Below are 26,469 nucleotides of genomic sequence, written 5' to 3'. Positions count from 1 at the left end.
AAGCATGATCCGGAAAAGTGGAAACCGGTTTTCCGAAAGGATCATGCTCGAGAAAAGATCCAGCGTGCTGTGGCGCCGCAGCGGCGCGTCGTCAAGTCCACGTGACCGCGGTTTCTTGTCCGTGATACTGCCATATGCTCAGTTCAATTCCTCCGGTGCGGTGCCGCCGGACCGTCCGCCTCCGGCGCCCGCCGGGTCCATGCCGGAGCTTTCATGACATCTGAGCCGTCCGCCTCGCGAAACCGGCTGGTGCTGGTGGTCTACACCGCTGCGATCTTCGTCAGTGCACTGCTGCTGTTCTCGGTGCAGCCGCTGTTCACCAAGATGGTGCTGCCGCGGCTCGGCGGTTCGCCGGCGGTGTGGTCGGTGGCGATGGTGTTCTTCCAGTCGCTGCTGCTCGGCGGCTACGCCTATGCGCATCTCCTGATGAAGCTGAACAGTCGCATCGTGCCGATCGCGGTGCATCTGGTGCTGCTCGTCATAGCCTTGCTGACATTGCCGCTGTCGATCAGGAGCGGCTGGGGCGAGCCGCCGAATTCGGGCTATTCGGTCTGGCTGCTCGGCTTGTTCGCGGTCTCGATCGGGCTGCCGTTCTTCGCGCTCGCCGCCAACAATCCGCTGCTGCAGGCCTGGTTCGTGCGCACCGGCCATCCCAACGGCCCCGACCCGTATTTCCTCTACGCGTCCTCGAACATCGGCAGCTTCCTGGCGCTGCTGTCCTATCCGGTGCTGCTCGAGCCGATGTTCACCTTGCGCACCCAGAACCTGATCTGGACCGGCGGCTATGGCCTGCTGATCGTGCTGATCGCGGGTTGCGGTGTGCTGCTATTGCGGTCGCCGGTCAATGCCGGCGCGCTCAACATGCAGGTCGATGACGCCAAAGCGCCGGCGCCGTCCTGGTCGCTGCGGGCGCGCTGGATCTTCCTCGCTGCTGTGCCGTCCGGCCTGCTGATCGCGGTGACCGCGCATATCTCGACCGACGTCGCCGCCGCGCCGCTGCTCTGGGTGCTGCCGCTGTCGCTGTATCTGCTGACCTGGGTGCTGGTGTTCCAGTCGCGGCCGCTGCTGCCGCACAAATGGATGCTGCGGGCGCAGCCGCTGGCGATCGCCGGCGTCGTGATCCTGCTCGCGGTCGGCGGCGAGCAGAACCTGCTGCTGACGCTCGGCGGCCATCAGCTCTGCTTCTTCATCATCGCGATGGCCTGTCATGGCGAACTCGCGCGCACCCGTCCGGCGGCAAAATATCTCACCGGCTTCTATGTCGCGCTGTCGTTCGGCGGCATGGTCGGTGGCCTGTTCGCGGGGCTCATTGCGCCTTTTACTTTCTCGTGGGTCGCCGAATATCCGATCCTGCTGGCACTCGCGGCGCTGTGCCGTCCGCCTGGCGGTGCCGAGCGGCTGCCGCGCTGGGCCGCCTGGTACTGGCCGTTCCTTGCGGGGCTGGCGGTTGGGCTGATCGCGCCGAGTTATTCGGCCGGCGGCACCTTCAACTGGCTCGACGATCACCGGATCTGGGTGATCGGTGCGGTCGGCGTGCTCTCGGCGCTGCTCGCGCTTGCGCTCAATGCCAATCGCTGGAAGATCTTCGCGACCGTCGTGGTCGCGCTGGTGGTGCTGCGCGCCTATCCGTCCGGCGATGGCCGCGTCGAAACGGTGCGCAGCTTCTTCGGCGTGCACAAGATCGTGGTGACGTCGAACGGTCAGTATCACGTGCTGATGCACGGCACCACGATCCACGGCGCCGAGAAGTTCAAGAACGACAACGGCACGCCGGTCACCGGAAGGCCCGAACCGATCAGCTACTACCACAAGGACGGCGGCATCGGGCAGGCGATCACGGCAATCCGCGAGCGCAAGGGCGCGCCGCTGAAGGTCGCTGTCATCGGGCTCGGCTCGGGGACGCTGACCTGTGCGTCAGTGCCCGGCGAGGACTGGAAGTTCTTCGAGATCGACCAGTCGATGGTCGATACCGCGCGCGACCCGAAGTACTTCACCTACATCCAGAACTGCGAGCCGAACCTGAAGCCGGTGATCGGCGACGCGCGGCTGACCATCGCCAAGGAGCCGGACGGGGTCTACGATCTCATCATCGTCGACGCCTATTCGTCGGACGCGATCCCGATCCATCTCGCGACCGAAGAGGCGATGGCGATCTACAAGCAGAAGCTGGCGCCGCGGGGCGCCGTCGTAATGCACGTGTCCAACCGCCATCTCGAACTCGCCAGCGTCGTGGTCGGCATTGCGGACGCAAACGACATGAAGAGCTGGGTCTACAGTGAGGATTCCGGCCGCGACAACGAGTATATCTTCTCGACCTCTGTCGTGGTCTCCGCGCGCGAGGACGCCGATGTCGGCAAGCTCGCATCGTCAAACCTCTGGACCGAGACCGATGCCGACGAGAAGCAGCGGGTCTGGACCGACGATTATTCGAACGTGCTGGGCGCCGTCTACCGGCGCCTGCGCGACGGCGAACAGTAGGCGCGAGCGGCTGCCCCAGACTTCTCTAGCGAACCGGTGCCCGCAGCCTGGCGATCTGAGGCTCGACGATTGCGGCAAACAGCCCGGGATCGTCGAAAGCCCTCGCCGAGAGCATCGCGCCATGAACCGATGCCATCAGCATTTGGGCCTCCTGTTCCGGCCGCTTGTCCAGCCGGAACAGGTGCTGCTTCGCGCCCGCTTGCAGCACCGACGTCAGCCATTCCGCGAGATGATGGAAATGGCCGCGGACGCGTGATGCGACCTCGTCCGGCAACATCGGCATCTCGCCGGCAAGCATCGCGCAGACGCAGAAGGGCAGCGAAGCATTTCCAATGCACGCCTTCCAGAAGTCCACGTAAGACTGCAGTTGGTCGGCTGGGCTTGCGGACTGCGCCTGAAGCGACTTCAGGCCCAGCTCCGTCTGCTGCCTGTAGCGATCCACCAGCGCCGAGACCAGCTCGGCCTTGGTCGGGAAGTGATGGTGGATGCTCGCCTTCCTGATGCCGATCGCATCGGCAATATCGGCATAGCTGAAGCCGTTATAGCCCCCCGCGACGATGAGCGACTGCGCGACGTCGAGAATCTGTTCTGAGGTCGAAGCCACCGGTTTCATGTTCGCGCGCCTACCTTCCGGTAGGTAGCTTGTCAAGCCAGCGCGGCACTCCGGTCTGACACAAGAAGGTGTCCGAGCGCCGGATTGACCTGAGAACGTCTACCTACTAGTAGATAGGTAAACACAGGAGCTCATCAATGCAAAGCCGACTTTCGGCCCAATCCAGCTGGCTGCAATCCTACTATTTCGGGCGCGCGATCTTCTCGATCGCCTGGGTTGCCGCCGCCGTCGTTTTCAGCGGGCAAACCGGTCCCGCAGCGTTCCTGCTCGTGATCTACCCGGCATGGGACGCCGTCGCCAATCTGGCCGACGCCCGGGTCAATGGCGGGCTGAAGGCCAACCCGTCCCAGGCATTGAATGTCGTGGTCAGCGCGATAACGGCACTCGCCGTGATCGTGGCGATCAGCCACAGCAGCTTCGCTGTTCTCGGCGTGTTTGGGATTTGGGCGATCCTCGCGGGTGTATTGCAATTGTCCACCGGCGTCAGACGCTGGCGCCTTGATGGCGCGCAATGGGCGATGATCCTGAGCGGCGCCCAGTCGGCACTCGCCGGCGGCTACATGATCAGCCGATCCATCGGCACCGTCGCGCCGACGATTCTCGACGTCGCTCCCTATGCGGGCTTCGGCGCGTTCTATTTCCTGCTGTCCGCAATCTGGCTCTTTGCCACGGCCTATCGCAGCGCGCGTGCGTAACCGTCCGCGACGCTATTTCTTCTCCGGCAGCGCTGCATTCGCTGCGGTGGGCGCCGACGCGGCAATCAGCGGCATCGTCGGCGTTGTTTCGCCGGCGTCCTCGTCGAGGAATTGCTCCACCCCCGCCTGGATCGATGATTTCGCGCTGTCCGGGCCGCGGTCGGTGAGGTCGTTGTGATGGAATTCGGTCCGGACCACCTTGATGCCGAGCTTGGCGCAGGTTTCGTCGTCGGGCACGACGCCCGGATCGGCCTTGAACACCGGGTCCTTGGAGCGGAACGACAGGATCTTGATCTTGCTGTCGGTAATGAAGGGCACGCGCAGATTGTCCAGCGTCACGACCTTCTTGACCAGGTCGGGATGTTGCTTGGCGAAGAACATCGAGATGTCGCCGCCGTTGGAGTGGCCGATCAAGGTCAGCTGGCGATAGTTGGCGTTCGGATAACGCTTCTTGAGCTCGTCGATCGCATACATGATGTTGAAGACGCCGCGATTGTACTGCATGCGGCGGCCGACATATTCCTCGCCGACCTTGGTCACCATCGGCGCATCGGTGTCGAGATCGTGCTGAATGCTGACCACGAGGTAGCCGCGCGATGCGAACACGTTGGTGAGGAACGAGTACTCGGTGTTCCTGACGGTGTTGCCGTGGCTCAGGATCGCGACCGGCAGCTCGATCATCTCCGCCATCGCCTGCATTTGCCGGTCGCGACGGACCGCGACCTCGACCGTGACGTTGCGGTCGTCGCGCAGCACGTCGTGGAACGTCATGGTCGTGTGACTGATGGCCCATCTGTCCGTGGTGAAGTAGCCGGCCATCGTCACGACGCACAGGCAAAGGACAATGATGCCCCGTTTCATTTCGACCTCTGATCTTGCCTAACTGACCCGCGCTTTGGCCTTGATCTCGTCGGGCATTCCGCGTGAATCGGCCTCCAGAGGCCAAGCGGGCGCTTTTGCCGCCGAATATCGGGCTAATTTTACAATCAGATGACGGCGCGACGACCAGCCACGGCGTGCGGCGGCACGGGCCCTTTGCGGCGGTCACAAGCGGGTGAGGGGCGTGTGAACTGACGGCGCACTGTCTGCGGCGCCGTCAGTGGATCAGGAGCGCGTCTCAGTCTTGGTAGCTGTTGCCGTAGAAGCCGCCGCGCTGCTGCTGCTGGTAGTAAGGCCGCGGCTGATAGTAGCCCTGCGGTGCCGCCGCGTAGCCCTGGTTGCCGTAATATTGCTGCTGGCCATAGGCCTGCGCGCCGTAGGCGCGGCGGCTTGACGGCGGTGCGGGATAGCGCTGGTCGGTCGAACTGCCGTCGGCCGGATAGATGTAGCCGTCGTCGGCCCGGGCCTGCGCCGGATATTCGCGCGGCTGCGGTGTCAGGACGACAGGGTCGCCGGCGGCGGCGGTGCCGTACTGCCCGTCAACTTGCTGCGGCGCGGAGCGGGCGACGGCGGTGCCGTTGCGCCCGCGCGGATTGCGCGCCAGCGCGACCTGCGCCGAACCGGTCAGCGTAACCGTGGTGTTGAGCACGCCTTCCTTCTGGACCAGCGCGTAGAGCGTCGTCGCGTTGTCGCGCGACAGTCGCACGCAACCATGCGAGGCCGGGGTACCCAAGCGATTCACCGAGTCGGTGCCGTGAATCGCGTGACCGATCTTGGTGAAGAAGATCGAATGCGGCATCGGCGCGTCGTCGAATTCCTTGGAGTAGTGATCTTCTTCCATGCGGAAGGCGCGGAACGTGCCGTTCGGCGTCTCGCGCGAGGGAATGCCACTCGATACCGGCCAGTGATAGCGCGCGACGCCATCAACCGCGACGGTCATCTGCTGGTTGTCCTTGTCGATGGTGATATCGACCTTGGCCTGCGCGGCGCCGGCCGTGAAAAGCATCACGGACGTGAACGCAATGAGGAACGAACGCATTTACCTTTGGCCTCCAGGCCTGATTGCAAAGCCGCGGCTCTCCGTCCCCGGCAACCAATATGCACGGAATCCGAATTTGGTTCCAGTGACGGACCCGCGGCATCGTTAATCCCGCGCACGGCGCAAACAAGGCCGAAGCCGGGCCGGCCCGTCACGGTGGGCTGACTTTTTCGCGAGCAGGGTGCGACCGGCGCCCTCAAGCGATCGTTTGTACGCAACCATTTGGCCGCATGGGCGTTTCACAAATCCCGCCCGGCGGCGCATTCGCGTCGCGCATCAAGGAACCTCGATGAACAACTCCAAGGTCAAGACCGCGGCCATCGTCCCAGCCGGCCTCTCCGCGCGGCTCCTGCTTGCGGCCGCAGCCCTCGCATTGACGCTGGTCGCAGTGCCCCATGCCGGCCATGCCCAGGGCATCGTCCGCGGAGCCCACGAGGGCGCCTATGAGGGCAATCGGGTCGCCGGGCCGGTAGGCGGTGTGGTTGGCGGCGCCGTCGGCGCCGGTGTTGGCGGGGCCATGGGTGCGGTGAAGGGCGTGTTCGGCATCCCGGATCGCGGCTACCGCCGTGGCCACCGCTGCCGCGGCTATTACCGCCACGGCCATTTCCATTGCTACTGATCGGGATCGTCAGTCCGGGGTCGCGCTAAGGCGCGCCCCGGAATGACTTGCTTTCGCAAGTCAGTTCTTCAGCCGGTAACCGGTCCTGAAGATCCAGGCCACGATCATCAAGCAGGCGATCAGAAAGCCCGCGGTCATGCCGAGGCTGAGCCCGACGCTGACATCGGCGATCTCGTAGAAGCTCCAGCGGAAGCCGGAGATCAGATAGACCACCGGATTGAACAGCGTGATGGTGCGCCAGCCCGACGGCAGCATGTTCACCGAATAGAAGCTGCCGCCGAGGAAGGTGAGCGGCGTTACCACCAGCATCGGAATCATCTGCAGCTTCTCGAAGCCGTCGGCCCAGATGCCGATGATGAAACCGAACAGGCTGAAGGTGACGGCGGTCAGCACCAGGAAGGTCAGCATCCATACCGGATGCTGGATGTGCAGAGGTACAAACAGTCCGGCGGTCGCCAGGATGATCAGGCCGAGGATGATCGACTTGGTGGCGGCCGCGCCGACATAGCCGATGACGATCTCGAGATAGGAGATCGGCGCCGACAGGATCTCGTAGATCGTGCCGGCGAATTTCGGGAAGTAGATGCCGAACGAGGCGTTGGAGATGCTCTGGGTCAGCACCGACAGCATCACGAGCCCGGGCACGATGAACGTGCCGTAGCTGACGCCCTCGACCTCGGTGATGCGCGAGCCGATCGCGGCGCCGAACACCACGAAATACAGCGACGTCGAGACCACGGGCGAGACGATGCTCTGCAGCAGCGTTCGCCACGTGCGCGCCATTTCGAACAGATAGATCGCCCGGATTGCGCGGTAGTTCATGGCGCCCTCACTAGCGCTCTGATTTCGAAGTTCGCATGCTTTTGGGGAGCCTCCGATGCGAACTTCGAAATCGAAGGAGCGCTAGAAAACTTATGATTCTGGTGCGGCATTGGAGTTTGAAGTTCCTATGAAGAGGGTGCGGCAAAACTGATAGGAACTTCAAACTTGCCGCACCAGGCTGACGAAGATGTCTTCGAGAGAGCTCTGCTTCGTATCGAGATCGGAAATGCGGATGCCGGCATTGCGCAGATCGCTGAGCAGGCTGGTGATGCCGGTGCGGTCGCCCTTGGTGTCGTAGTCGTAGGTTACCGCGTGACCGTCGTCGGACAATTCGAGATTGTAGGCGGCGAGCGCAGACGGAATGGCATCGAGCTTGTTCTGCAATTGCAGCGTCAGCTGCTTTTTGCCGAGCTTCTGCATCAAGGTCGCCTTGTCCTCGATCAGGATGATCTCGCCCTTGTTGATGACGCCGATGCGGTCGGCCATCTCCTCGGCTTCTTCGATGTAGTGCGTGGTCAGGATGATGGTGACGCCGGACGCCTGCAGCGTGCGCACCACTTCCCACATGCCCTTGCGCAATTCGACGTCGACGCCGGCGGTGGGCTCGTCGAGGAACAGGATCTGCGGCTCGTGCGACAGCGCCTTGGCGATCATCACGCGGCGCTTCATGCCGCCGGACAGCGTGATGATCTTGTTGTCCTTCTTGTCCCACAGCGACAGGTCCTTCAGCACCTTCTCGATATGGTCGGGGTTCTTCGGCTTGCCGAACAGGCCGCGGCTGAAGCTGACGGTCGCCCACACCGATTCGAACGCGTCGGTGTGCAGTTCCTGTGGAACCAGCCCTATCATCGACCGTGCCGCGCGATAATCCCTGATGATGTCGTGGCCGCCGATCGCAATGCGGCCCTCGCTCGGATTGGCAATGCCGCAGATGATGCTGATCAGCGTGGTCTTGCCGGCGCCGTTCGGCCCGAGCAGCGCGAAGATCTCGCCGCGATTGATGTCCAGATTGATGCCCTTCAGCGCCTTGAAGCCGGAGCCATAGGTCTTCGAAAGATTGGATACGGAAATGATCGGCGACATGGAGGATCGGAAGCGTGAGGAAAGGGCGCGCGCGGATTGCGGCCCGGGCGCGGCGAGATGCGGGGTCAACCGCAGATAGGGACGCATAATCCGTTCTGCAATCACCAGCCGGGGCAGAAAATTCGTTCTGCGGTGTGGCGGAAAGGCCGCTAATGCCGCTTCGCGGGCTTGGCCGGCTTCTTGGCGGCGGCCGCTGGCGCAGGGTGCGCGGGCGGCGCGGTGTCGGCGAGCTTGCCGACCAGCATGATCTGCACCTGGTTGTTGACAGGTGCATTGGGCCGGGCGGGGTCGAGCAACTGCTCTTCGCCGAGCCCGACCGATTGCAGGCGCTTCGGTGTGATCTTGAAGGTGTTGATCAGGATGTCGCGGATGGCGTCGGCCCGCCGCTGGCTCAGCAGCACGTTATTCTCGCGCCGTCCGGTCGATTCGATATGGCCGACGATCAGGAAGGTGTACGGCAGCAGCGAGGACTGCGTCAGCGCATCGGCGATGCGCCCGACGGTCTGGTAGGAGTCCGGCAGCACGATCGGCGTGTCGACGTCGAACTGGATATCGGCGTTGAACGTCGGCAGCTTGGTCAGGTCAGGGGCGATCGGCGGGCGCTTCGAGGGCGGCGGCTCGTTCTTCGAGCGTGACTTCGATCGTTCGGCCGCCTGCTGGCGCAGCGCTAGGACATCGATTTCGGTGTCTGTCTCGTAGTGATTCAGCTTGGCGATGACGTCGTCGCGCGTGATGGCGGTCTGCGCGTGCGCGGTCGGCATCGCCAGCAACGCCAGCGTGCCGAGCAGGCCCAAAAGACCAATGTCGCGCAGGCCTCGCGTCGACGGCCGCATCATTGATACCCCGCGTCATTGATCGCCTGGGCGCAATTGCGGCTGAGGCCCTTGGCGCCGACGAGGCAGGGGACCGACTTGCTGGTTTCCTTGGTCGAGCCGCCGCAGACCTTGACGATCTCGCGGGTGCAGGCGTTCGCCACGGTGACGCGCGCCGCGATCCGCTTCTGGATCGCGTCGAGGGTGGAGAAGTAGCTCTCCTTGCACTGCGGCGATATCACGTCGCGGTTGCGCGACAGGCATTCCTTGAGGCGGTTGGAGTCGAGATTGACGCCGCGGCAGTTCGCGGTGATGTCGGCGCCGCACGCCTTGGCGAGCTGCGCTGCCAAATCGCCAAAGCTCATTGTCTCCGCGACCGCCAGCGACGGCGCAGTGAGCGCAACGACAAAAAGGAAAAACCCACCCCGGACCATGGCTGTATCTCAACCCATGAAATCAACTGGGGTCAAGAGCTACGAACAGAGAAGGCCTCTCTGTCACGCCCGTTCCACAAAGCTGTCGACCACCTTCTTCTCGCCGGCCTTTTCGAAGGCGATGGTCAGCTTGTTGCCGTCGATCTTCACCACATGGCCGTAGCCGAATTTCTGGTGAAACACCCGGTCGTCCAGCGAAAATTCCGACGTCGTGCCCGTGGACTTTGCCACCAGCTCGCCTTCGATCACCATGGGGCCGCGTTTGGTGCGGCTGAAGCTATCGGAAGAGGTAAACGACGACTGCCGCTCCTCGAACCCGCCGCTACGTCCCCCGCCGCCACGGTTGCGGTTGGCCTGGGCGCGCTGCCAGCCCGGGGTCGAATAGCTCGAGCCGAATGATTCGAGGTTGTCGAAGCGCGAGGCGCCATAGCCGCCGCTGCCGCCCCAGCCCGATCCGCCCTTGGACTCGGTGATCTCGACATTGTGCGCCGGCAGCTCGTCGAGGAAGCGCGACGGGATCGTGGTCGACCAGGTGCCATGGATGCGGCGGTTGGTCGCGAAATAGATTTTTGCGCGGCGGCGTGCCCGCGTGAGCCCGACATGAGCGAGGCGGCGCTCCTCCTCGAGCCCGGCGCGGCCCTGTTCGTCGAGCGTGCGCTGGCTCGGGAACAGGCCTTCCTCCCAGCCCGGCAGGAACACGTTATCGAACTCCAGGCCCTTGGCCGAATGCAGCGTCATCAGCGACACCGCCTCGTCGCCGGCCTCACCGTCGCGGTCCATCACCAGCGAGATATGTTCGAGAAACCCTTGCAGGTTCTCGAATTCCTCCATCGAGCGCACCAGTTCCTTGAGGTTGTCGAGCCGGCCCGCGGCGTCGGCCGAGCGGTCCTTCTGCCACATCTCGGTATAGCCGCTCTCGTCGAGCACGATCTCGGCGAGCTCGGTATGCGAGGTGACCTCGCGCTGAGCGCGCCAGCGGTCGAACTGCATCACGAGGTCGCGCAGGGACCCGCGCGCCTTCGGCTTCAGCTCGTCGGTCTCGACCACGGCACGCGCCGCCTCGAACAGCGGAATGCGGCGCTTGCGGGCATGGTCGTGCAGCAGCTGCACGGTGGCGTCGCCGAGCCCCCGCTTGGGCACGTTGACGATGCGCTCGAAGGCGAGATCGTCGGCCGGCGAATTGATCGTACGCAGATAGGCCAGCGCATCGCGGATTTCGGCGCGCTCATAGAATCGGGGGCCGCCGATCACGCGGTAGGGCAGGCCGAGCGTGACGAAGCGGTCTTCAAATTCGCGCATCTGGAACGAGGCGCGGACCAGGATGGCGACGTTGTTGAGATTCTCGCCCGATCGCTGCAGCTCCTCGAGCTCCTCGCCGATCGCACGCGCTTCCTCTTCCGAATCCCAGGAGCCGGTGACGGTGACCTTCTCGCCGTCGACATCCTCGGTGCGCAGCGTCTTGCCGAGCCGGCCTTCGTTATGCGCGATCAGATGCGAGGCCGCGGCCAGGATGTGGCCGGTGGAGCGGTAATTGCGCTCGAGCCGGATCACCTTGGCGCCGGGAAAATCATGATCGAAGCGCAGGATGTTGTCGACCTCGGCGCCACGCCAGCCATAGATCGACTGGTCGTCGTCGCCGACGCAGCAGATGTTCTTGAGGGCAGGCTGCTCGCTCTCCCCGCTTGCGGGGAGAGGGTCGGGGTGAGGGGGAGTCTCCACGAGCACGGTCTGCGGAGAGTCCCCCTCACCCGGATCGCTTTGCGATCCGACCTCTCCCCGCAAGCGGGGCGAGGTAAGGTCGCCCGGAATGACATCGGCAAGAGACCGCCCCGGCCGCGACGGCGCCTGCGACAGCAGACGCAGCCACAGATACTGCGCCACGTTGGTGTCCTGATATTCGTCGACCAGGATGAACTTGAAGCGGTTCTGGTACTGCCGGAGAACGTCGGGATTCTCGCGGAACAGCCTGATGTTCTCGAGCAGGAGGTCGCCGAAATCGGCGGCGTTGAGGATCTTCAGCCGCTCCTGATAGGTCGCGTAGATCTTGCCGCCCTTGCCGTTGCCGAATGAAGCGGCCTCGCCCGCGGGCACCTGCGACGGCGACAGCCCGCGGTTCTTCCAGCTGTCGATCAGGCCGGCCAGCATCCGCGCCGGCCAGCGCTTGTCGTCGATGTTCTCGGCCTGCAGCAACTGCTTCAGAAGCCGCACCTGGTCGTCGACGTCGAGCACCGTGAAGTTGGATTTGAGCTGCACCAGCTCGGCATGGATGCGCAGGATGCGGCCGCCGATGGAGTGGAAGGTGCCGAGCCACGGCATGCCCTCGACCGCCTGTCCCAGCATCTGGCCGAGCCGCAGCTTCATCTCGCGCGCCGCCTTGTTGGTGAAGGTCACCGACAGGATCTCTTGCGGCCGCGCACGGCCCTGGCTCAGGATGTGCGCGATGCGCGTGGTCAGCACACGCGTCTTGCCGGTGCCGGCGCCGGCGAGCACCAGCACGGGACCGTCGAGCGTCTCGACCGCCTCGCGCTGCTCCGGATTGAGGCCGTTGAGATATTGCGGACCGGCGGTTGCCCGCGCACGCGCAGCGATGCCGCCAGCCACCGGCTGGTGCTCGGGAACGCCGTGATGGGGCAATTTGCTCGGCTCGGTCATTGGCGAATCGTCTCGGCCCCACGATGGCACCGTGGGACGGTGAAGGGGAGCCTTCTTAACAGGGATTGAAGGCCATATAGGGCCTGACCGGCCGTTTTGACAGGTTTTATCGCGGTCGACAGGAACGCTTTTGGCAGCAGCCTTGCAGTCGGCCTGGTTCCAAAACTCGACGGAAATTTCGCCGTTTCGGGCTCAGGAACCAGCGTTTCCTCGCCGGATTGTTTCAACAGGTGCGGCGTCGGGCAGCGGCCCGCGCAAGAAAGCAGACAGGGAAACAAAGCAGAGGTTTGATCATGCTGAGCTGGGTCGTCACATTCCTGGTCATCGCCCTGATCGCGGGCATTTTAGGGTTCGGCGGCATCGCCGGCGCCTCGATCGAAATCGCCAAGGCGATCTTCTTCATCGCCATCATCCTGTTCCTGGTGTCGGCGGTGGTCGGATTGGCGCGAGGTCGCACGAGAGTGTAGCGGACGTTCGTTCGGTCACGTCTTCGCCGAGGGCATCGCCACGTTGCGGCCGATGCCCTCGGGACGCGGCACCCCCGCATAGCTCGCCACGATCGCTTGCGCCCGGGCGCGGATATCGGGCGGAAAGGGCGCCACCTTGCGCGCCTCCATGTCGATGTGCAGCGTGAGGTTTTCCGAGGTCGCCGAGAGCCAGCCCTCGGTGGCGTGGCGCAGCTCCTCGAATGTGTGCAGCCGCTTCTCGTCGGCGCCGAGCAGGAAGACCGAGACCTGCACGGGATCGCCGAGATGAATTTCCCTGATGTAACGGACATGGCACTCGGCGGTGAAGGTCGAGCAATGCCGCGCCTTCATGTAGGCCGGGCCGATGCCGAGCTGCAGCCACATCTCGTCGATGGCGCGGTCGAACATCACATTGTAGTAGGCCATGTTGAGATGGCCGTTGTAATCGATCCATTGCGGGTCGATCTGCATCACCGAAGATTTGAACGGGGCGGCCGGAATAGGCATCTCGCTGGCGGCAGTCACTGAAGTCATCTTCCATCCCCGGTTTGCTGGCGTTCGAGCATGAACTTTTTTCAAGTCAGGCTCTCTTGACCCCTTATACAAGCTTTGCCACGGTCGGCTAAAGCCGGGAGGAAATTTGACGTGGCGACAACGATTTCGAGCAATGTGACGCGACCTGAGCCGCAGGCCTTGAAGCGCGCGATCGACGCGCTGGCGGCGCGGTTCGGCAACCGGCTCGTCACGTCGCAGGCGGTGCGCGAACAGCACGCCCATACCACCACATGGTTGCCGACCCAGCCGCCGGACGCGGTGGTGATGGCGCAGGAAACCGCCGACATCCAGGACGTGGTGCGGATTTGCTCGGCCAATCGCGTGCCGGTCATCGCGTTCGGTACCGGAACCTCGCTCGAGGGCCAGGTCAACGCGCCCGCGGGCGGTGTCTGCATCGATCTGCGCGACATGAACAAGGTGCTCGAGGTGCATGCCGAGGACCTCGACTGCGTGATCCAGCCCGGCGTGACGCGGAAGGCGCTGAACGAGCATCTGCGCGACCAGGGCCTGTTCTTCCCGATCGATCCCGGCGCCGACGCCTCGCTCGGCGGCATGACCTCGACCCGCGCCTCCGGCACCAACGCGGTGCGCTACGGCACCATGCGCGAGAACGTGCTGGCGCTGAAGGTGGTGCGCGGCGACGGCGAGATCATCACGACCGGCACGCGCGCCAAGAAGTCGTCGGCCGGCTACGACCTGACGCATCTGTTCGTCGGCGCCGAGGGTACGCTCGGCATCATCTCCGAACTGACCATCCGCCTGCGCGGCATCCCGGACACGATCGCGGCCGCCGCCTGTTCGTTCGAGACGGTGGCTGGCGCCTGTCAGGCCACCATCCTCGCGATCCAGACCGGAATTCCGGTCGCGCGGATCGAACTGCTCAATGCCGCGCAGGTGAAAGCCTGCAACAGCTACTCGAAACTGTCGCTGCCGGAGACGCCGCTGCTGCTGCTGGAATTCCACGGCAGCGAGGTCGAGGTCGCCGAGCAGTCGAAGAACTTCCGCGATATCGCCGCCGAATGCGGCGGCGGCGACTTCACTTGGACCACCAAGCCGGAAGACCGCACCAAGCTATGGCAGGCCCGGCATGACGCCTACTGGTCGGTCAAGGCGCTGCGTCCCGGCGACAGCATCGGCGTCGTTGCAACCGACGTCTGCGTGCCGATCTCGCGGCTTGCCGACTGTGTCACCGAGACCGAAGACGACCTGAAGCGGCTCAATCTGCTGTCGCCGATCGTCGGCCATGTCGGCGACGGCAATTTCCACTGTTCGCTGCTCTGCGACGTCAACAACAAGGACGAAATGGCGCGCGGCGAGGAGTTCATGCACCGCCTGGTCGAGCGCGCGCAATCGATGGACGGCACCTGCACCGGCGAGCACGGCATCGGCCAGGGCAAGCAGAAATATTTGAAGGCCGAGCTCGGCCCCGAGGCGCTCGACGCGATGCGGGCGCTGAAGCACGCGCTCGATCCGCAAAACATTTTCAACCCCGGAAAGATCGTTCCTGCCGCCTGAGCGCGCAGCACTTTCTTGCGCGGCGTGTGTGACGCAGTGTGACCGCGGCTTCTCGCTCCGGGCGCACATTGCGCGTGGAACAGCCGGTTTGGTGTGACCTCAACGCCATAGTTCGCCGCTTGCTCGGCGTCGCGCAGACTCTGCCATTCACAGGTTGCACCAGGGCCAGCTATGCTTGCCTCGCTTTTGGGTACGGCGATGTGGTTGTTCAACAAGGCCGAGCGCAAGGACATCTGGGACGATCCCGCTGAGCAGCCGCTCGGCGACATCGAGGCTGCGCACAGGATTCGTGCGATCTGCCGCGATGCGGCCGGCTGTGCCGAGGCGATCGGCTCACCCGACAAGCGTTCGCCGAAGCAGCAGCAGATCGAGCGCGCTCGCTACGAGCGTGCCGCCAAGGCCGCGATGGAGACCGCGATGAAGATATCCGACCAGCTGGTGCGGGATTCCGCGGTGCGCGAGATCGTCGGCCTCTGCATGAAGGCCAACAACATCAAGGCGGGGCGGGCGCTGTTCCGCGCCATCCATGCGGGTTCGATCAAGGCCGAGGTGCTGAGGGAGTATCCGACGTTGGAGGGTGAGCAGGCTTGAGTCGGTTGATCCGGCGCGCCTCGCCCGCTTGCGGGGAGGCGCGTTGCCAAAATATCGAAAACAACCCCATGCAAAGTAGCCGGCGGTGGCCGGCATTCGACCAGGCTACTTGACACGTCGGGCAACTCACGGATATTTTTCCAAAATTCCGAAATCGCGCAGATGCACGCTCGCCCCAGTCCCCGTAGCCCGGATGGAGCCAACGGGTCGCGCGAACGCGCGCCCGATGACAGGCTCCGCGAAATCCGGGACGGTTTATCAACGTGCGAGAGGATCCCGGATGGCGCTGCGCCTCATCCGGGCTACGCAGCCTCCGATCTCATCGATTTCTAGCTCTGCCCACCCAACGTGCGCACCGCCTCATCGACGCTGTGGAAGACGTGGTCCCGCTGCAGCACCTCGTAGAGATCGAAGCGCTCGAAAGCCTCCTGCGTGCGCTCGGATTCGAGCCGCGCCACCGCCACCGTCACCCCGTCATCGCGGCATTCGCGGAACAAATCGCGCAGCGCCTGCGCCGCCGTGAAATCGATCTCGACCATGCCGCTGGCCTCGATCACCAGCAGCCGCGGCTTGGGCGTCGCATGGCCGATGGTCTTGAGCACGCCGCCGTGAAAACCTTCCGCGTTGAGGAACGACAACGGCGCCTGCAGGCCGACCACGGCAATGCCGGGCTTACGCTCGCCGGTGACGTGCGGGCCCGTCGGCCACCAGATCGTGGTGCCGGGCACGTGGACGAATTCCACCAGCTGGCCCCGCGTCGTGGTCCAGATGCCGTGCAGCAGCGACAGCGCGATGCCGACGGCGACGCCTTGCTCGATCGGCAGCACGATGATCGAGGCAGCCGTCGCCACCACCAGCAGGAACTCGTAGAACGACTGGCGGTAGATCGCGACGATCTGCTTCATGCGGATGATGCGCAGCGCCACGAACAGCAGGACGCCGCCGAGCGCAGCATCAGGCACGTGCTGCAGCAGTGTTGCGCCGAAGGCGAGCAGTGCGAGCACGATGGCCGCGGCAAACAGCCCCGAGAGCTGCGTTTGTCCGCCGGTCTCCGAGACGATGCCGGTGCGCGGCGGGCTGGCGTTGACGGGAAAGGCGCCGAACAGCCCGGATAGAACGCTGCCGGCGCCGGCGCCGAGAAAGTCGCGATCTACGTCGGCCGGCTTGTTCGGATCGGACAGGAATGAGCGCGTCGTCGCCGCGGTCTGCACCATGACGACGACGGCGATCAGGATCGCCAGCGACAGCAGCTTGATCCATCGCTCCGGTGCGATGTCGGGAAAGGATGGCGTCGGCAGCGTGCCGGGCACTGTGCCGACCACCTTCACGCCCTTGGTTTCGAGATGGCCGGCGATCACGGCGATGGTGGCCGCGACAAGGCCGATCAACGCACCCGGAATCCGCGCGCTGATCTTCTCCGATCCGGCGACCAGCGCCAGCACGCCGAGGCCGATCACGAGCGTGTAGAGATTGGTCTCGCCGATCTTCCCGGCGAGAACCCCGAGCTTGTAGAGCGTCGGCCCGTCCGGCGTGGTCAGGCCGAGCACGCCGGGCAGCTGCGAGACCAGGATGTGGACGGATATGCCGGCGAGGAAGCCGACGGTCACCGGCGTCGACAGCAGATTGGCGATCCAGCCGAGCTTGAACAGGCCGCCGGCGATCATGATGACGCCGACCATCAGCGCGAGCGCCATCGCGAACGCCTGATAGTCGGGCGAGCCTGCCGTCGCCATCAGCGCCAGCCCGCCCGCGAAGATCGGCGTGATCGTGGAATCGGCGCCGCAGGACAGGAAGCGGTTGGCGCCGAACATCGCAAAGCCGAGCGAGCCCGCCATGAAGGCAAAGAAGCCGATCTGCGGCGAGAAGCCGCCAAGCCGCGCGGTCGCCATCTGCTCCGGGATTGCGATCGCGGCGAGCGTCAGTCCGGCGATCAAGTCACCCGGCAGGTCGCTCGGCCGGAACGCACTGAGCGAACGGAAGATCGGCCAGTTGGTGGGTGTCGCGGGGGTGGGGGCCATCGGTCTCCGACTCAGCTGGCGGCGAAAGGGGCCGCAATAGTCGGACATCACGTGGCCAAAAGCCAGCGAACGCGCGTGTGCAGGCGCGAACGGCTAGCCGATATTCTGCAGCGCCGGGAAAGTCTCGAGCAGCCAGACGCTGACGCTGGAGACGGCGCCGGTCAGGAAGCCGATGCCGGTGACCACCATCAGCGCGCCCATCACGCGTTCGACGGTGTCGAGGTGACGCTTCATCCGTGCGAATAGTGAGGAGAACTGCTCGACCAGGAAGGCTGCGAGCAGGAAGGGGATGCCGAGCCCGGCGGAATAGATCGCGAGCAGGCCGGCACCCTTGGTCACGGTGGCCTCCGCGGCTGCGATCGAGAGGATCGCGGCGAGGATCGGCCCGATGCACGGCGTCCAGCCGAAAGCGAACGCAAGGCCCATGACATAGGCGCCCCACAACCCGACCGGCTTGGGCGCGGTCAGTCGCCCCTCGCGCATCAGAAGGCCGATCCGCGTGATGCCGAGGAAATGCAGGCCCATGACGATGATCACGATGCCAGCCAGGATCGAGAACTCGGCCGACCAGGCGCGCACCAGCCCGCCGACGATGGACGCGCTGGCGCCGAGTGCGACGAACACGGTGGAGAAGCCGAGCACGAACATCAGCGCCGCCATCATGACCGCGCGCTTGGAGGCCGCGGTGGCGCCGTCCTGGTTGACCTGCTCGATGGTCGCCCCGGTCAAATAGATCAGATAGGGCGGCACCAGCGGCAGCACGCAGGGCGACAGGAAGCTGACTAGGCCGGCAATCAGGGCCGCCGGGATCGAGACGTCGTGCATCAAAGGACCTTCGCGGAATTACCGTGCTGTCTTGGCGTCTACGCAGCCAACAATCCAGAAGTTTCGTCAGCCTGGCATTCAACTATGGTCACAGGGTCGTGTCCGGGGGCGGGCAGGCCAAGGCGGGCGCCATCCGGCTCCTTAGCGGCTTATAGTTCCGTCATTCCCCGGTGCGCAATTTCAGCGGTCGCGCAACATATTCGATGTCGTCCCTGCGAAAGCAGGGACCCATAACCACCGATGCTGATTATCTCGTGATGCTGGAATGACGAGTCCCCCTTCGTAACATCGGCTGCGGCGTATGGGTCCCGGCTTTCGCCGGGACGACGACGGGGAGAGAGTTGCCCGCTTGTTACCGCTTGCGCGCGTCCCGTGGCGATGGCGTCTCGAACTCCCGGCCGCGAATCCGCACCAGATCGTCGGCGGAATGCGCCAACAGCACCACCGTGGCCGCGCGCGCGGCCTCCGCATCGCCGGCCACGATTGCGTCCAGCACCGCGCGGTGCTCGATTAGCGCGCGTGGACGGTGCGAGCCGGTTGCGGCGATCGTAAAGCTCTGCCGAAGCGTGATCTCGAACATCTGGGCGATCGGCCAGAAGAACTCGTTGCGGGTCGCGAAATAGATTGCCTGGTGGAACATGATGTCGGCGGCAACGAACGCCTCGTTGGTCTGCGCCGCGTCCATCCCGTCGCATCCGGCGCGGATGCGGGCGATGTCGTCTTCGTGGGCATGGGTGGCCGCAAGCGCCGCCGCGGCCGGTTCGACCGCCGAGCGCAGCTGGAACAGCTTTGCCAGATAGCGATCGATCTCGGCGCTCTCGAGGTGCCAGCGCAGCACGTCGGGATCGAGCTGATTCCATTGCTCGGGCGGTCGCACCCTTGTGCCGCTCTTGGGACGCGACTCGATCAGGCCCTTGCCGGTCAGGGTGCGGATCGCCTCGCGCACCACGGTGCGGCTGACAGCCATCATCTCACAGATCTGCATTTCCGGCGGCAGCGTCTCGCCGACGCCGATCTCGCCGCGCACGATGCTGCTGCCGACCCGGTCGGTGACCTGGCTGTGCACGCTCCGACGCAACGCGTTGGATGTCTGGAACATCGGAAGCCTCGCTGCGGTTGAAGCCTGCGCCGCCGCAGCGCCGCGCTCTTGCACAACCGTATTGCTTTTGTCATACATTATGACAAAAGCGCTGCCAAGCTCGGGCTAACCGGCGGGCAGGCGAGAGAATGCCAAGACAATAACGATCCGTTCCTGGGGAGGAGCACCATCATGACGTCGACGCGCATGAGCCGCCGTATCGTGTTGCGGTCATCGGTCACTGCTGCGGCGTGGCTCGCCGCCGCGCCTGCCATCATCGGCCGCGCAGAGGCCGCGGCCATGAAGCTGCGCTGCTCGTCGTCGCTGCCGAATGATCCCAAATACGCCAACGGCCGCGTCTACAACGACAACCTCGTCAAGAGCCTGAAGGCGAACGGGCTCGGCGAGCAGATCGAGGTGACGTTCTTCCCCGACAACCAGCTCGGCCAGGAGATCGACGTCATCAACTCGGTGAAGCTCGGGGTGATCGACCTGATGGTGTCGGGCTCGTCGATCTCGGCGAATCTCGTGCCGCTCGTCAGCACGTTCGACCTCGGCTACCTCTTCACCAGCTACGAGCAGCAGACCAAGGCGTTCGACGCCGGCGCGGCGAAGCCGATCGAGGATGCGCTGCTCAAGGGTGGCAGCATCCACATCATCGCCTGGGCCTACAATTTCGGCGCGCGCAGCGTGTTGTCGAAGAAGCCGGTGAAGACGCCGGAAGATCTCGCCGGCCTCAAGATCCGCACGCTGCCCAATCCGATCATCACCGAATGCCTGCGGCTGATGGGCGCCGCCGCGACGCCGCTGGCGTTCGGCGAGATCTATACGGCGCTGCAAGCCGGCGTGCTCGACGGCCTCGAGCACGATCCGCCGACCATCCTCGCGAGCAAGTTCTACGAGACGTCGAAGAACTACGCCCTGACCCAGCACATCTTCTCGCCGCTCGCGGTCTATTTCAGCGACACCACCTTCAACCGGATGGATCCCAAGCTGCGCGAAGGGTTCCTCGATGCAGCGAAGAAGGCTGCGGCCGATACCCGTACGCACGGCCTCGCGGTGGAGAAGGAAGCGCTGGCGTCGCTGGCGGAGAAGGGCGTCACGGTGGTCGAATGCGACAAGGAGGCGTTCCGCAAGCGCGTGCTGCCGCAGACCGACAATTTCATCAAGGCGCGGCCCGAGGCGAAGGCCGTCGTCGATCTGATCCGCGCCACCCAGGCCTGAGGTCGGCGCATGTCAGTCGCCGCAGTTGCGACGCGAAGCCGCACCGATCGGATCACGGCGCCATTGCTTGCGCTCAGTGATGCGATCGCCGCGGTCCTGCTCGCTGCCGATCTCGTGGTGGTCTGCGTCTCGGTGCTGGCCCGCTTCCTGTTCAATGCGCCGGTCGAGTGGTCCGACGACGTCGCCCGCGGCCTGATGGTCGGGTCGAGCTTCTTCGGTGCGGCGAGCGCGCTCGCGCGCAGCGAGAATCTCGGTGTCGCCTTCTTCGTCGACATGCTGGCGCCGGGCGTGCGCCGGATCGTCGACGCGGTCGGCGCGCTGCTCGTCACCATCATCGCGGCCTACGTCGCGTTCAATGCCATCAAGATGGGCTGGCTGACCACGGGGCAGACCTCGGGCTCGGGGCTGCCGCTGGAGTGGACGTTCTATCCGATGGGCGTCGGCGCGGCGTTCATGACCATCTTCGCGTTCGAGACATTCTGCGGCCGGACGTTGCGCGACATGGTGGCAGGCATCGTCGCGACGGCCGTCATCATTGGTCTCTATCTGGCCTGGGACGCGTTAGCGCCGTCGTCGGTGCCGTCGTCGCAGACGTTGATGCTGGTCGGCTTCTTCCTCACGCTGTTCGGCGGACTGCCGATCGGCTTCGCGCTGGCGCTGGCGGCGCTGATCTTCATCTGGGTCGAGGGCACGTTGCCTGGCGTGATCTTCGCCCAGCAGATGGCGCGCGGCATCGACAATTTCGTGCTGCTGGCGATCCCGTTCTTTATCCTGGTCGGCTATCTGATGGAAGCCAACGGCATGTCGGTCCGGCTGATCGAGCTGTTGCAACGCGCGGTCGGGCGGATGCGCGGCGGGCTCAACGTCGTGATGGTGATGTCGATGGTGCTGTTCTCGGGCATATCAGGCTCGAAGATGGCCGATGTCGCCGCGGTCGGTTCGGTGCTGATCCCGGCGGCGCGCCGCTCGCGGCAGAACCCGGGCGGGGCAGTGGCGCTGCTTGCGGCCTCCGCGGTGATGGCGGAAACCATTCCGCCCTGTATCAACCTGATCATCCTCGGCTTCGTCGCCAACCTCTCGATCGGCGGACTGTTCGTCGCCGGCATGCTGCCGGCTGCACTGATGGCGCTGGCGCTGATCGCGGTGTCGATCATCTTCGGCAAGCGTCCCGCCGCGAACGCGGAAGCCGAGCCGCGCGCCGCGGTATCGGGCTTGTGGACCGGCGCGATCGCCTCGTTCGGGCTGATCTTCATGATCTTCTTCGGCTTCAAGAGCGGCTTCGCCACCGCGACCGAGATCTCGGCCTTTGCCGCGGTCTACGCCATCGCGGTCGGCAGCCTGTTGTTCCGCGAGCTCGGCGTGAAAAGCCTGGCGCACTGCTTCGTGCAATCCGCAACGCGCTCGGGACTGGTGCTGTTCATCGTCGCCGCGGCGCAATCGCTCGCCTTCATCCTGACCTTGCAACAGGTGCCGCACGCGGTCGGCGACCTCATGCTGGCGATCTCGGGCAGCCATGGCGCCTGGCTGTTCATGCTGCTTTCGATCCTGGTGCTGGTGGTGATGGGCTCGGTGCTCGAGGGCGCCGCGGCGCTGATCATCTTCGGCCCGCTGCTGCTGCCGGTGGCCGTCAAGCTCGGCGTCGATCCCCTGCATTTCGGCGTCGTGCTGGTCATCGCGATGGGGCTCGGCCTGTTTGCGCCGCCACTCGGGCTCGGGCTCTACGGCGCCTGCCTGATCGGCAACGTGCCGATCGAGCAGACCATCAAGCCGATTTTGGGCTATCTCGGCCTGCTGTTGCTGTGCCTGCTGGTGATCGCCTTCGTGCCGGCCATCAGCACGGCCTTGCCGCATGCGCTCGGCTATTAGGGGAGTGCTGTCGTGAAGGTGCTGCTCGCCCATACCCCGCAAATGCGCCGCGACTATTACGGCGAGCGCAGCCTGAACGGCTTGCGCGCGGTCGCTGACGTCAAACTTCACGAGGACGACGAGGCCCTCGATGCAACCGCCCTCGTCGAGGCCGCGGCCGACGCCGACATCATCGTCGCCGATCGCATGACCCAGGGGCCAGGCGCGATCTTCCCGGTTCTGCCGAAGCTGCGCGCCTTCGTGCGCTGCGCGGTCGATATCCGCAATATCGACGTGGCCGCGGCATCCGCCGCGGGCGTGCTGGTGACGCAGGCGAGCGCCGGATTCGTGCAGTCGGTCGCCGAACTCGCGCTGGGCTTCATGGTCGATCTGTCGCGCGGCGTGTCGCGGGCCACTGCGGACTATCATGCGGGCAGCGCGCCCGAGGTCGTGATGGGCCGCCAGCTTGCGGGCAGCACGATCGGCATCATCGGCTATGGCAGCATCGGGCGCTATCTTGCCGGCCTTGCCAAGGCGCTCGGCATGAATGTGCTGGTCGCCGATCCCTTTGCGGCCATCGACGATGTGGTGATCGCGCATCTGCCGCTCGACGATCTGCTGGCGCGCGCCGACTACGTCGTCTGCCTCGCCATCGCCAATGCGCAGACCGAGAACCTGATCGGGCAGGCGGCGCTGGCGCGGATGCAGAGGCACGCGTTCTTCATCAACCTGTCGCGCGGCAATCTCGTCGACGAAGCGGCGCTGGCGGCCGCGCTGCGCGATGGCCGCATTGCGGGCGCGGCGCTGGATGTCGGCCGCGCGCCCGACCAGATGCCGACGCCGGAACTTGCGAAGCTCGGCAATGTAATCGCAACGCCGCATGTCGGCGGCCTGACGCCGCAGGCCATCGAGCATCAATCGTCGGAGACCGTGCGCCAGGTCGCGAAGATCGTCGCCGGAGAAATACCTGTCGGGGCTGTCAACGCCGAGCACTGGACGCGGCGGCCTCGGCCATGAAAGTTCAGCTGATCCCAATGCTATCGGAAGGGCTGGACAAGACCTTTACATCCAGCTCAAACTTGAACCTGTAAAACCGCGGCCAAAGAGCGCGCGGACAATCAATCAACGGACGTCCCGCAACAAACGACGGGCGCCGAGAGGGAAACAGGGAGTGCATCACATGGCCATTTCACGCCGTGACGTCTTGTTGGGCAGCGCCGGTGCATTGGGCGCCGCATCATTCTCCTTCCCGGCCCCGGCCATCGCGCAATCCGAACCGATCAAGATCGGCTGTCTCGCAGCGATCACCGGGCCGAGCTCGGCGCCGACCGTCGGCTTCAACCGCGGCGTCAATTTCGCGGTCGATGCCATCAACGGTGCGGGCGGGGTGAAGGGCCGCAAGATCGAGCTCGTGATGCGCGACACCCAGGGCGATCCGACCAAGGCTGTCAACGCCACGCAGGAGCTGATCAGCCAGGCCAAGGTCCACGCGATCTGGGGGCCGCTGAATTCGGGCGAGGCGCTGGCGACGACGCCGATCATGGCGCGCGCCAAGATGCCCGACCTGCACCCCTGCGTCGTCGAGACCCTGATCGATCCGGTCAAGTTCCCCAACGCGTTCCGCATCGCGCCATCGAACAATCAATGGGATGATGCCGTGCGCAATTATTGCCTCAAGATCCTCAAGGTGAAGAAGGTCGCGGTGATCGGCGACACCACCGGCTATGGCGTCACCGCGGTCGGCGCCTCCGTCGCAGCGTTCAAGAAGGACGGCGCCGAGGTCGTCTATCAGGCCAATGTCGACGCCACGCAGCCCGACATGACGCCGGACATGCTGCGCGCCAAGAACGCCGGCGCCGAGGCGATCGTGGTGTGGAGCGTCTCGACCGGCATGGAGGCGCGCATGTTCAACACCCGCGCCGCGATGAGCTGGGATGTTCCCTTCGTCGGGCATCCGTCGCTGGCCTCGGGCGAGCTTGCGAGCCTGGTCGCCAAGCCGGAGAACTGGAAGAAGGTCTATGCGATCGGCTACAAGAGCTGCAGCTATGACGGCGCCGGCAAGCTGCCGGCGAAGAGCGCGGACCTGGTCGTGCGGCTGACCAAGGCCAATATCGCGTTGAACGACACCCTCCTGTGGTGGATCGCCGGCGGCATCGATTGCATCGAGCTGATCGCCAAGGCTATCGGGGAAAGCGGCTCGACCGACAGCGCTGGCATCATCAACTACTGGAACTCGCTGTCGACCTATCCCGGCTATTTCGGCAATTACCGGTTCTCGCCGACGCAGCATAACGGTTATCTGACCGAAGAGATCGTGATGTCGGAAGCCTCTACCGCCAAGGACGGCACCTTCGCGCTGGCGCCGGGGTATACATAAAGAGCGAGGGCGCAGCCGATGCTGGCCTCGATCCTTGCATCCGGTCTCGCGGCGGGCGCGATCTACGCGCTGGTCGGCGTCACCTACAACACGATGTTCTCGACCTCGCGGGTGATGAGCTTCACCGCCGGCCAGCTTGCGATGCTGGGCGGCGTGTTCGGCTCGATGTTCACGCTGAAGCTCGGTCTACCGATTGCCGCAGGCTTCGTGCTGACGCTGCTCTGTTGCGCGGTGATCGGGATCATTACCGAATTCGTCGCGGTGCGGCCGGTGCTCAAGAGCCTCGATCAGCATCTCTACGTGCTCTCGACCTTGGCGGTCGCGCTGATGATCCAGCAGGTCACCGCGATCAAATGGGGCACCGAGCCGCAGCCGTTCCCGCGCGTGGTCGGAATGGGTGAGGGCGTGCTGGACGAGAAGTTCTGGCTGCCGGTCGCTGCCTGCGCTATCACCGTCATCGGCCTTGAATATCTCTACCGCCGCACGCTGGTCGGCCGCGCGTTCCTGGCCATCGCAGAGGACAATTTTGCGGCCCGCGCGCTCGGCCTGCCGGAGCGCAATCTGCGCGTCGCGAGCTACGCGCTCGCGGGCGTGGTCGGCGGCATCGCCGGATTCTCCGGCGGGCAGCTGCTGCTCGCCTTCTTCGCCAATGGCGCACTGCTGAATTTCTACGGCTTCGTGCCGGTGGCTCTCGGCGGGCTTGGCAATAACAGAGGCGCGATCATCGGCGGGCTGGCGCTCGGCCTGTTCCAGCAGGCGGCGAATTTCCTGGTCGGCGGCATCTTCTCGTCGGTCGCGGTGTTCACGTTGTTCATCGTGGTGCTGCTCGCGGCGCCGCAAGGGCTGTTCGGCAGCTCCACTGCGCGGAGGGTGTGATGACCTCGGTCGCAGCCGCGCCGCCCCGGACCGACAGCGGCGCATGGCGCGCCGCGCTGCCGCACGTCCTGCCGTTTCTCGGCATTCTCGTGCTGGCGGTGGTGCTGCCCTTCGTCAGCAATGATTACTGGGTGCTGATCGGCACGCGTGCCGCGATCTACTGGGTGCTGGTGTCCGGCCTCAATCTGGTGGTCGGCTTTGCCGGCCATCTGGCGATCGGCTATGTCGCGCTGCTGACGCTCGGCGCCTACACCACGAGCGTGCTGGTCGCCGGCAACGTGATGCCGGCGATTCCGGTGTTCGCCGCCTTGCCGATCGCAGGCCTGATCGGTGCGGTCTTCGGCGTGATCGTCGGCCTGCCGGCCTTGCGCCTGCGCACCTTCTACTTCGCGATGTCGACCTTGGGCTTTGCGACCATCGTGACGCAGATCGCACTGGCCTGGCAGAGCGTGACCGGCGGCGGTATCGGCATTACCGGTCCGGAATTCCCGGCGCCGTTCAACACGCCGTGGGGCTTCTATGGCCTTTGCATCGCGTTTGCCGCGTTCACCACCTGGATGAGCGCCAACGTCGCACGCAGCCGGTTCGGCCGCGCCCTGATCGCGGTGCGCGACGCCGAGGTCGCCGCCGAAGCCAGCGGCATCTCCAAGCCGAACATGCTGATCGCAATCTTCCTGTTCGCCGGGGCGCTGGCGGCCATCGCCGGCGGGTTGTTCGCAACCCTGCAGACCTACATCACACCCGACGCTTTCACCTTCGACCTCTCGGTGCTGTTCTTCATCGCGATCCTGATCGGCGGTCGCGGCTCGATCCTCGGACCGATGCTCGGCACCATCATTCTGACCATTCTGCCGGAGATCGCCGCGCCGCTCGCGGCCTGGTCGACCTTTCTCTACGCGGTGCTGCTGCTTGTGATCGTGCTGGTGATGCCCGGCGGCATCGCCAGCACGATCACAAGCAGCAGCACCGCGT

Annotated in this window: 24 protein-coding genes; 12 read left to right on the top strand and 12 right to left on the bottom strand. The window is 64.8% G+C overall.

Annotation, left to right across the window (positions count from 1 at the left end):
* Window positions 1-213: 213 nt before the first annotated feature.
* Window positions 214-2,478 (top strand): fused MFS/spermidine synthase, encoded by a 2,265-nt coding sequence (locus FNJ47_RS06675; RefSeq protein WP_163151860.1) that lies wholly within the window; start codon window positions 214-216, stop codon window positions 2,476-2,478.
* 25 nt (window positions 2,479-2,503) lie between these two features.
* Here the strand turns inward: FNJ47_RS06675 and FNJ47_RS06670 are convergent, their stop codons facing one another.
* Complete coding sequence (locus FNJ47_RS06670; RefSeq protein WP_163151858.1) at window positions 2,504-3,091, bottom strand: TetR/AcrR family transcriptional regulator; 588 nt, start codon at window positions 3,089-3,091, stop codon at window positions 2,504-2,506.
* Window positions 3,092-3,228: 137 nt separating this feature from the next.
* Between FNJ47_RS06670 and FNJ47_RS06665 the strand changes: the two genes are divergently transcribed.
* A complete protein-coding gene (locus FNJ47_RS06665) occupies window positions 3,229-3,786 on the top strand; it encodes a DUF308 domain-containing protein (RefSeq protein ID WP_163151856.1) in 558 nt (185 codons plus the stop codon).
* A gap of 12 nt (window positions 3,787-3,798) precedes the next feature.
* Here FNJ47_RS06665 and FNJ47_RS06660 read toward each other — a convergent pair whose 3' ends face one another.
* Together FNJ47_RS06660 and FNJ47_RS06655 are read right to left on the bottom strand one after the other, a co-directional pair.
* Entirely contained in the window at window positions 3,799-4,647 is an 849-nt protein-coding gene (locus tag FNJ47_RS06660; protein WP_235999544.1) for an alpha/beta hydrolase, read from the bottom strand.
* Window positions 4,648-4,903: 256 nt separating this feature from the next.
* Window positions 4,904-5,704 carry a L,D-transpeptidase gene (locus FNJ47_RS06655; RefSeq protein ID WP_163151854.1) on the bottom strand — a complete coding sequence of 267 codons (801 nt, stop codon included), beginning with the start codon at window positions 5,702-5,704 and terminating at the stop codon, window positions 4,904-4,906.
* A gap of 289 nt (window positions 5,705-5,993) precedes the next feature.
* Here FNJ47_RS06655 and FNJ47_RS06650 point away from each other — a divergent pair, with 289 nt between their 5' ends.
* Window positions 5,994-6,323 (top strand): hypothetical protein, encoded by a 330-nt coding sequence (locus FNJ47_RS06650; RefSeq protein WP_163151851.1) that lies wholly within the window; start codon window positions 5,994-5,996, stop codon window positions 6,321-6,323.
* A 60-nt stretch (window positions 6,324-6,383) separates the two neighbouring features.
* Here the strand turns inward: FNJ47_RS06650 and FNJ47_RS06645 are convergent, their stop codons facing one another.
* The 5 genes from FNJ47_RS06645 to FNJ47_RS06625 form a co-directional block, all read right to left on the bottom strand.
* On the bottom strand, window positions 6,384-7,145 hold the full coding sequence (locus tag FNJ47_RS06645; RefSeq protein ID WP_163151849.1) for an ABC transporter permease: 762 nt from the start codon (window positions 7,143-7,145) through the stop codon (window positions 6,384-6,386).
* A 159-nt stretch (window positions 7,146-7,304) separates the two neighbouring features.
* Window positions 7,305-8,228: an ABC transporter ATP-binding protein gene (locus tag FNJ47_RS06640; protein WP_163151847.1), complete on the bottom strand. Its 924-nt coding sequence runs from the start codon at window positions 8,226-8,228 to the stop codon at window positions 7,305-7,307.
* Between the two features lie 149 nt (window positions 8,229-8,377).
* Window positions 8,378-9,064 (bottom strand): OmpA family protein, encoded by a 687-nt coding sequence (locus FNJ47_RS06635; protein ID WP_163151845.1) that lies wholly within the window; start codon window positions 9,062-9,064, stop codon window positions 8,378-8,380.
* Window positions 9,061-9,474 carry a hypothetical protein gene (locus FNJ47_RS06630; RefSeq protein WP_163151843.1) on the bottom strand — a complete coding sequence of 138 codons (414 nt, stop codon included), beginning with the start codon at window positions 9,472-9,474 and terminating at the stop codon, window positions 9,061-9,063. The genes FNJ47_RS06635 and FNJ47_RS06630 overlap by 4 nt, the downstream gene beginning before the upstream one ends.
* 63 nt (window positions 9,475-9,537) lie before the next feature.
* Window positions 9,538-12,126, bottom strand: coding sequence for an ATP-dependent helicase (locus FNJ47_RS06625; RefSeq protein ID WP_163151841.1), 2,589 nt, complete (start codon window positions 12,124-12,126; stop codon window positions 9,538-9,540).
* Window positions 12,127-12,419: 293 nt separating this feature from the next.
* Between FNJ47_RS06625 and FNJ47_RS06620 the strand changes: the two genes are divergently transcribed.
* A complete protein-coding gene (locus FNJ47_RS06620) occupies window positions 12,420-12,593 on the top strand; it encodes a DUF1328 domain-containing protein (protein WP_021077209.1) in 174 nt (57 codons plus the stop codon).
* A gap of 15 nt (window positions 12,594-12,608) precedes the next feature.
* Here the strand turns inward: FNJ47_RS06620 and FNJ47_RS06615 are convergent, their stop codons facing one another.
* A complete protein-coding gene (locus FNJ47_RS06615) occupies window positions 12,609-13,100 on the bottom strand; it encodes a thioesterase family protein (RefSeq protein ID WP_163151923.1) in 492 nt (163 codons plus the stop codon).
* Between the two features lie 138 nt (window positions 13,101-13,238).
* Here FNJ47_RS06615 and FNJ47_RS06610 point away from each other — a divergent pair, with 138 nt between their 5' ends.
* Both FNJ47_RS06610 and FNJ47_RS06605 read left to right on the top strand, forming a co-directional pair.
* Complete coding sequence (locus tag FNJ47_RS06610; RefSeq protein ID WP_163151839.1) at window positions 13,239-14,663, top strand: FAD-linked oxidase C-terminal domain-containing protein; 1,425 nt, start codon at window positions 13,239-13,241, stop codon at window positions 14,661-14,663.
* 198 nt (window positions 14,664-14,861) lie between these two features.
* Entirely contained in the window at window positions 14,862-15,254 is a 393-nt protein-coding gene (locus FNJ47_RS06605; RefSeq protein WP_163151837.1) for a hypothetical protein, read from the top strand.
* A 329-nt stretch (window positions 15,255-15,583) separates the two neighbouring features.
* Here the strand turns inward: FNJ47_RS06605 and FNJ47_RS06600 are convergent, their stop codons facing one another.
* The 3 genes from FNJ47_RS06600 to FNJ47_RS06590 form a co-directional block, all read right to left on the bottom strand.
* Window positions 15,584-17,272 (bottom strand): SulP family inorganic anion transporter, encoded by a 1,689-nt coding sequence (locus tag FNJ47_RS06600; RefSeq protein ID WP_163151835.1) that lies wholly within the window; start codon window positions 17,270-17,272, stop codon window positions 15,584-15,586.
* Between the two features lie 93 nt (window positions 17,273-17,365).
* Window positions 17,366-18,097 carry a cytochrome c biogenesis CcdA family protein gene (locus FNJ47_RS06595; RefSeq protein ID WP_175068352.1) on the bottom strand — a complete coding sequence of 244 codons (732 nt, stop codon included), beginning with the start codon at window positions 18,095-18,097 and terminating at the stop codon, window positions 17,366-17,368.
* Between the two features lie 352 nt (window positions 18,098-18,449).
* Entirely contained in the window at window positions 18,450-19,196 is a 747-nt protein-coding gene (locus tag FNJ47_RS06590; protein ID WP_235999541.1) for a FadR/GntR family transcriptional regulator, read from the bottom strand.
* A 171-nt stretch (window positions 19,197-19,367) separates the two neighbouring features.
* On the opposite strand from FNJ47_RS06590, the gene FNJ47_RS06585 reads away from it, so the two are divergent.
* From FNJ47_RS06585 to FNJ47_RS06560, 6 genes are all read left to right on the top strand, one after another.
* Window positions 19,368-20,399 (top strand): TRAP transporter substrate-binding protein, encoded by a 1,032-nt coding sequence (locus tag FNJ47_RS06585; protein WP_163151829.1) that lies wholly within the window; start codon window positions 19,368-19,370, stop codon window positions 20,397-20,399.
* Between the two features lie 9 nt (window positions 20,400-20,408).
* Window positions 20,409-22,265, top strand: coding sequence for a TRAP transporter large permease (locus FNJ47_RS06580; protein ID WP_163151827.1), 1,857 nt, complete (start codon window positions 20,409-20,411; stop codon window positions 22,263-22,265).
* 12 nt (window positions 22,266-22,277) lie between these two features.
* The gene (locus FNJ47_RS06575; RefSeq protein WP_163151825.1) at window positions 22,278-23,261 is read left to right on the top strand and encodes an NAD(P)-dependent oxidoreductase; all 984 of its coding nucleotides are present in this window, start codon (window positions 22,278-22,280) and stop codon (window positions 23,259-23,261) included.
* 163 nt (window positions 23,262-23,424) lie between these two features.
* On the top strand, window positions 23,425-24,621 hold the full coding sequence (locus FNJ47_RS06570; RefSeq protein WP_235999540.1) for an ABC transporter substrate-binding protein: 1,197 nt from the start codon (window positions 23,425-23,427) through the stop codon (window positions 24,619-24,621).
* 18 nt (window positions 24,622-24,639) lie between these two features.
* Window positions 24,640-25,497 (top strand): branched-chain amino acid ABC transporter permease, encoded by an 858-nt coding sequence (locus FNJ47_RS06565; RefSeq protein ID WP_163151823.1) that lies wholly within the window; start codon window positions 24,640-24,642, stop codon window positions 25,495-25,497.
* Window positions 25,497-26,469 (top strand): branched-chain amino acid ABC transporter permease (locus FNJ47_RS06560; RefSeq protein WP_163151821.1); only part of this gene is annotated, 973 nt, incomplete at its 3' end. The genes FNJ47_RS06565 and FNJ47_RS06560, both read left to right, overlap by 1 nt.

The sequence above is a fragment of the Bradyrhizobium uaiense genome (genome assembly GCF_010811875.1).
Lineage (GTDB): Bacteria > Pseudomonadota > Alphaproteobacteria > Rhizobiales > Xanthobacteraceae > Bradyrhizobium > Bradyrhizobium uaiense.
This window is presented reverse-complemented; position numbering and strand designations above follow the sequence as displayed.

Coding starts and splice junctions, on each gene's coding strand:
- FNJ47_RS06635 (WP_163151845.1), bottom strand. CDS start 9,064: ATGATGCGGCCGTCGACGCGAGGCCTGCGCGACATTGGTCTTTTGGGC.
- FNJ47_RS06625 (WP_163151841.1), bottom strand. CDS start 12,126: ATGACCGAGCCGAGCAAATTGCCCCATCACGGCGTTCCCGAGCACCAG.
- FNJ47_RS06640 (WP_163151847.1), bottom strand. CDS start 8,228: ATGTCGCCGATCATTTCCGTATCCAATCTTTCGAAGACCTATGGCTCC.
- FNJ47_RS06650 (WP_163151851.1), top strand. CDS start 5,994: ATGAACAACTCCAAGGTCAAGACCGCGGCCATCGTCCCAGCCGGCCTC.
- FNJ47_RS06600 (WP_163151835.1), bottom strand. CDS start 17,272: ATGGCCCCCACCCCCGCGACACCCACCAACTGGCCGATCTTCCGTTCG.
- FNJ47_RS06645 (WP_163151849.1), bottom strand. CDS start 7,145: ATGAACTACCGCGCAATCCGGGCGATCTATCTGTTCGAAATGGCGCGC.
- FNJ47_RS06655 (WP_163151854.1), bottom strand. CDS start 5,704: ATGCGTTCGTTCCTCATTGCGTTCACGTCCGTGATGCTTTTCACGGCC.
- FNJ47_RS06615 (WP_163151923.1), bottom strand. CDS start 13,100: ATGCCTATTCCGGCCGCCCCGTTCAAATCTTCGGTGATGCAGATCGAC.
- FNJ47_RS06660 (WP_235999544.1), bottom strand. CDS start 4,647: ATGAAACGGGGCATCATTGTCCTTTGCCTGTGCGTCGTGACGATGGCC.
- FNJ47_RS06585 (WP_163151829.1), top strand. CDS start 19,368: ATGACGTCGACGCGCATGAGCCGCCGTATCGTGTTGCGGTCATCGGTC.
- FNJ47_RS06665 (WP_163151856.1), top strand. CDS start 3,229: ATGCAAAGCCGACTTTCGGCCCAATCCAGCTGGCTGCAATCCTACTAT.
- FNJ47_RS06630 (WP_163151843.1), bottom strand. CDS start 9,474: ATGGTCCGGGGTGGGTTTTTCCTTTTTGTCGTTGCGCTCACTGCGCCG.
- FNJ47_RS06605 (WP_163151837.1), top strand. CDS start 14,862: ATGTGGTTGTTCAACAAGGCCGAGCGCAAGGACATCTGGGACGATCCC.
- FNJ47_RS06570 (WP_235999540.1), top strand. CDS start 23,425: ATGGCCATTTCACGCCGTGACGTCTTGTTGGGCAGCGCCGGTGCATTG.
- FNJ47_RS06590 (WP_235999541.1), bottom strand. CDS start 19,196: ATGTTCCAGACATCCAACGCGTTGCGTCGGAGCGTGCACAGCCAGGTC.
- FNJ47_RS06620 (WP_021077209.1), top strand. CDS start 12,420: ATGCTGAGCTGGGTCGTCACATTCCTGGTCATCGCCCTGATCGCGGGC.
- FNJ47_RS06595 (WP_175068352.1), bottom strand. CDS start 18,097: ATGCACGACGTCTCGATCCCGGCGGCCCTGATTGCCGGCCTAGTCAGC.
- FNJ47_RS06565 (WP_163151823.1), top strand. CDS start 24,640: ATGCTGGCCTCGATCCTTGCATCCGGTCTCGCGGCGGGCGCGATCTAC.
- FNJ47_RS06670 (WP_163151858.1), bottom strand. CDS start 3,091: ATGAAACCGGTGGCTTCGACCTCAGAACAGATTCTCGACGTCGCGCAG.
- FNJ47_RS06675 (WP_163151860.1), top strand. CDS start 214: ATGACATCTGAGCCGTCCGCCTCGCGAAACCGGCTGGTGCTGGTGGTC.
- FNJ47_RS06580 (WP_163151827.1), top strand. CDS start 20,409: ATGTCAGTCGCCGCAGTTGCGACGCGAAGCCGCACCGATCGGATCACG.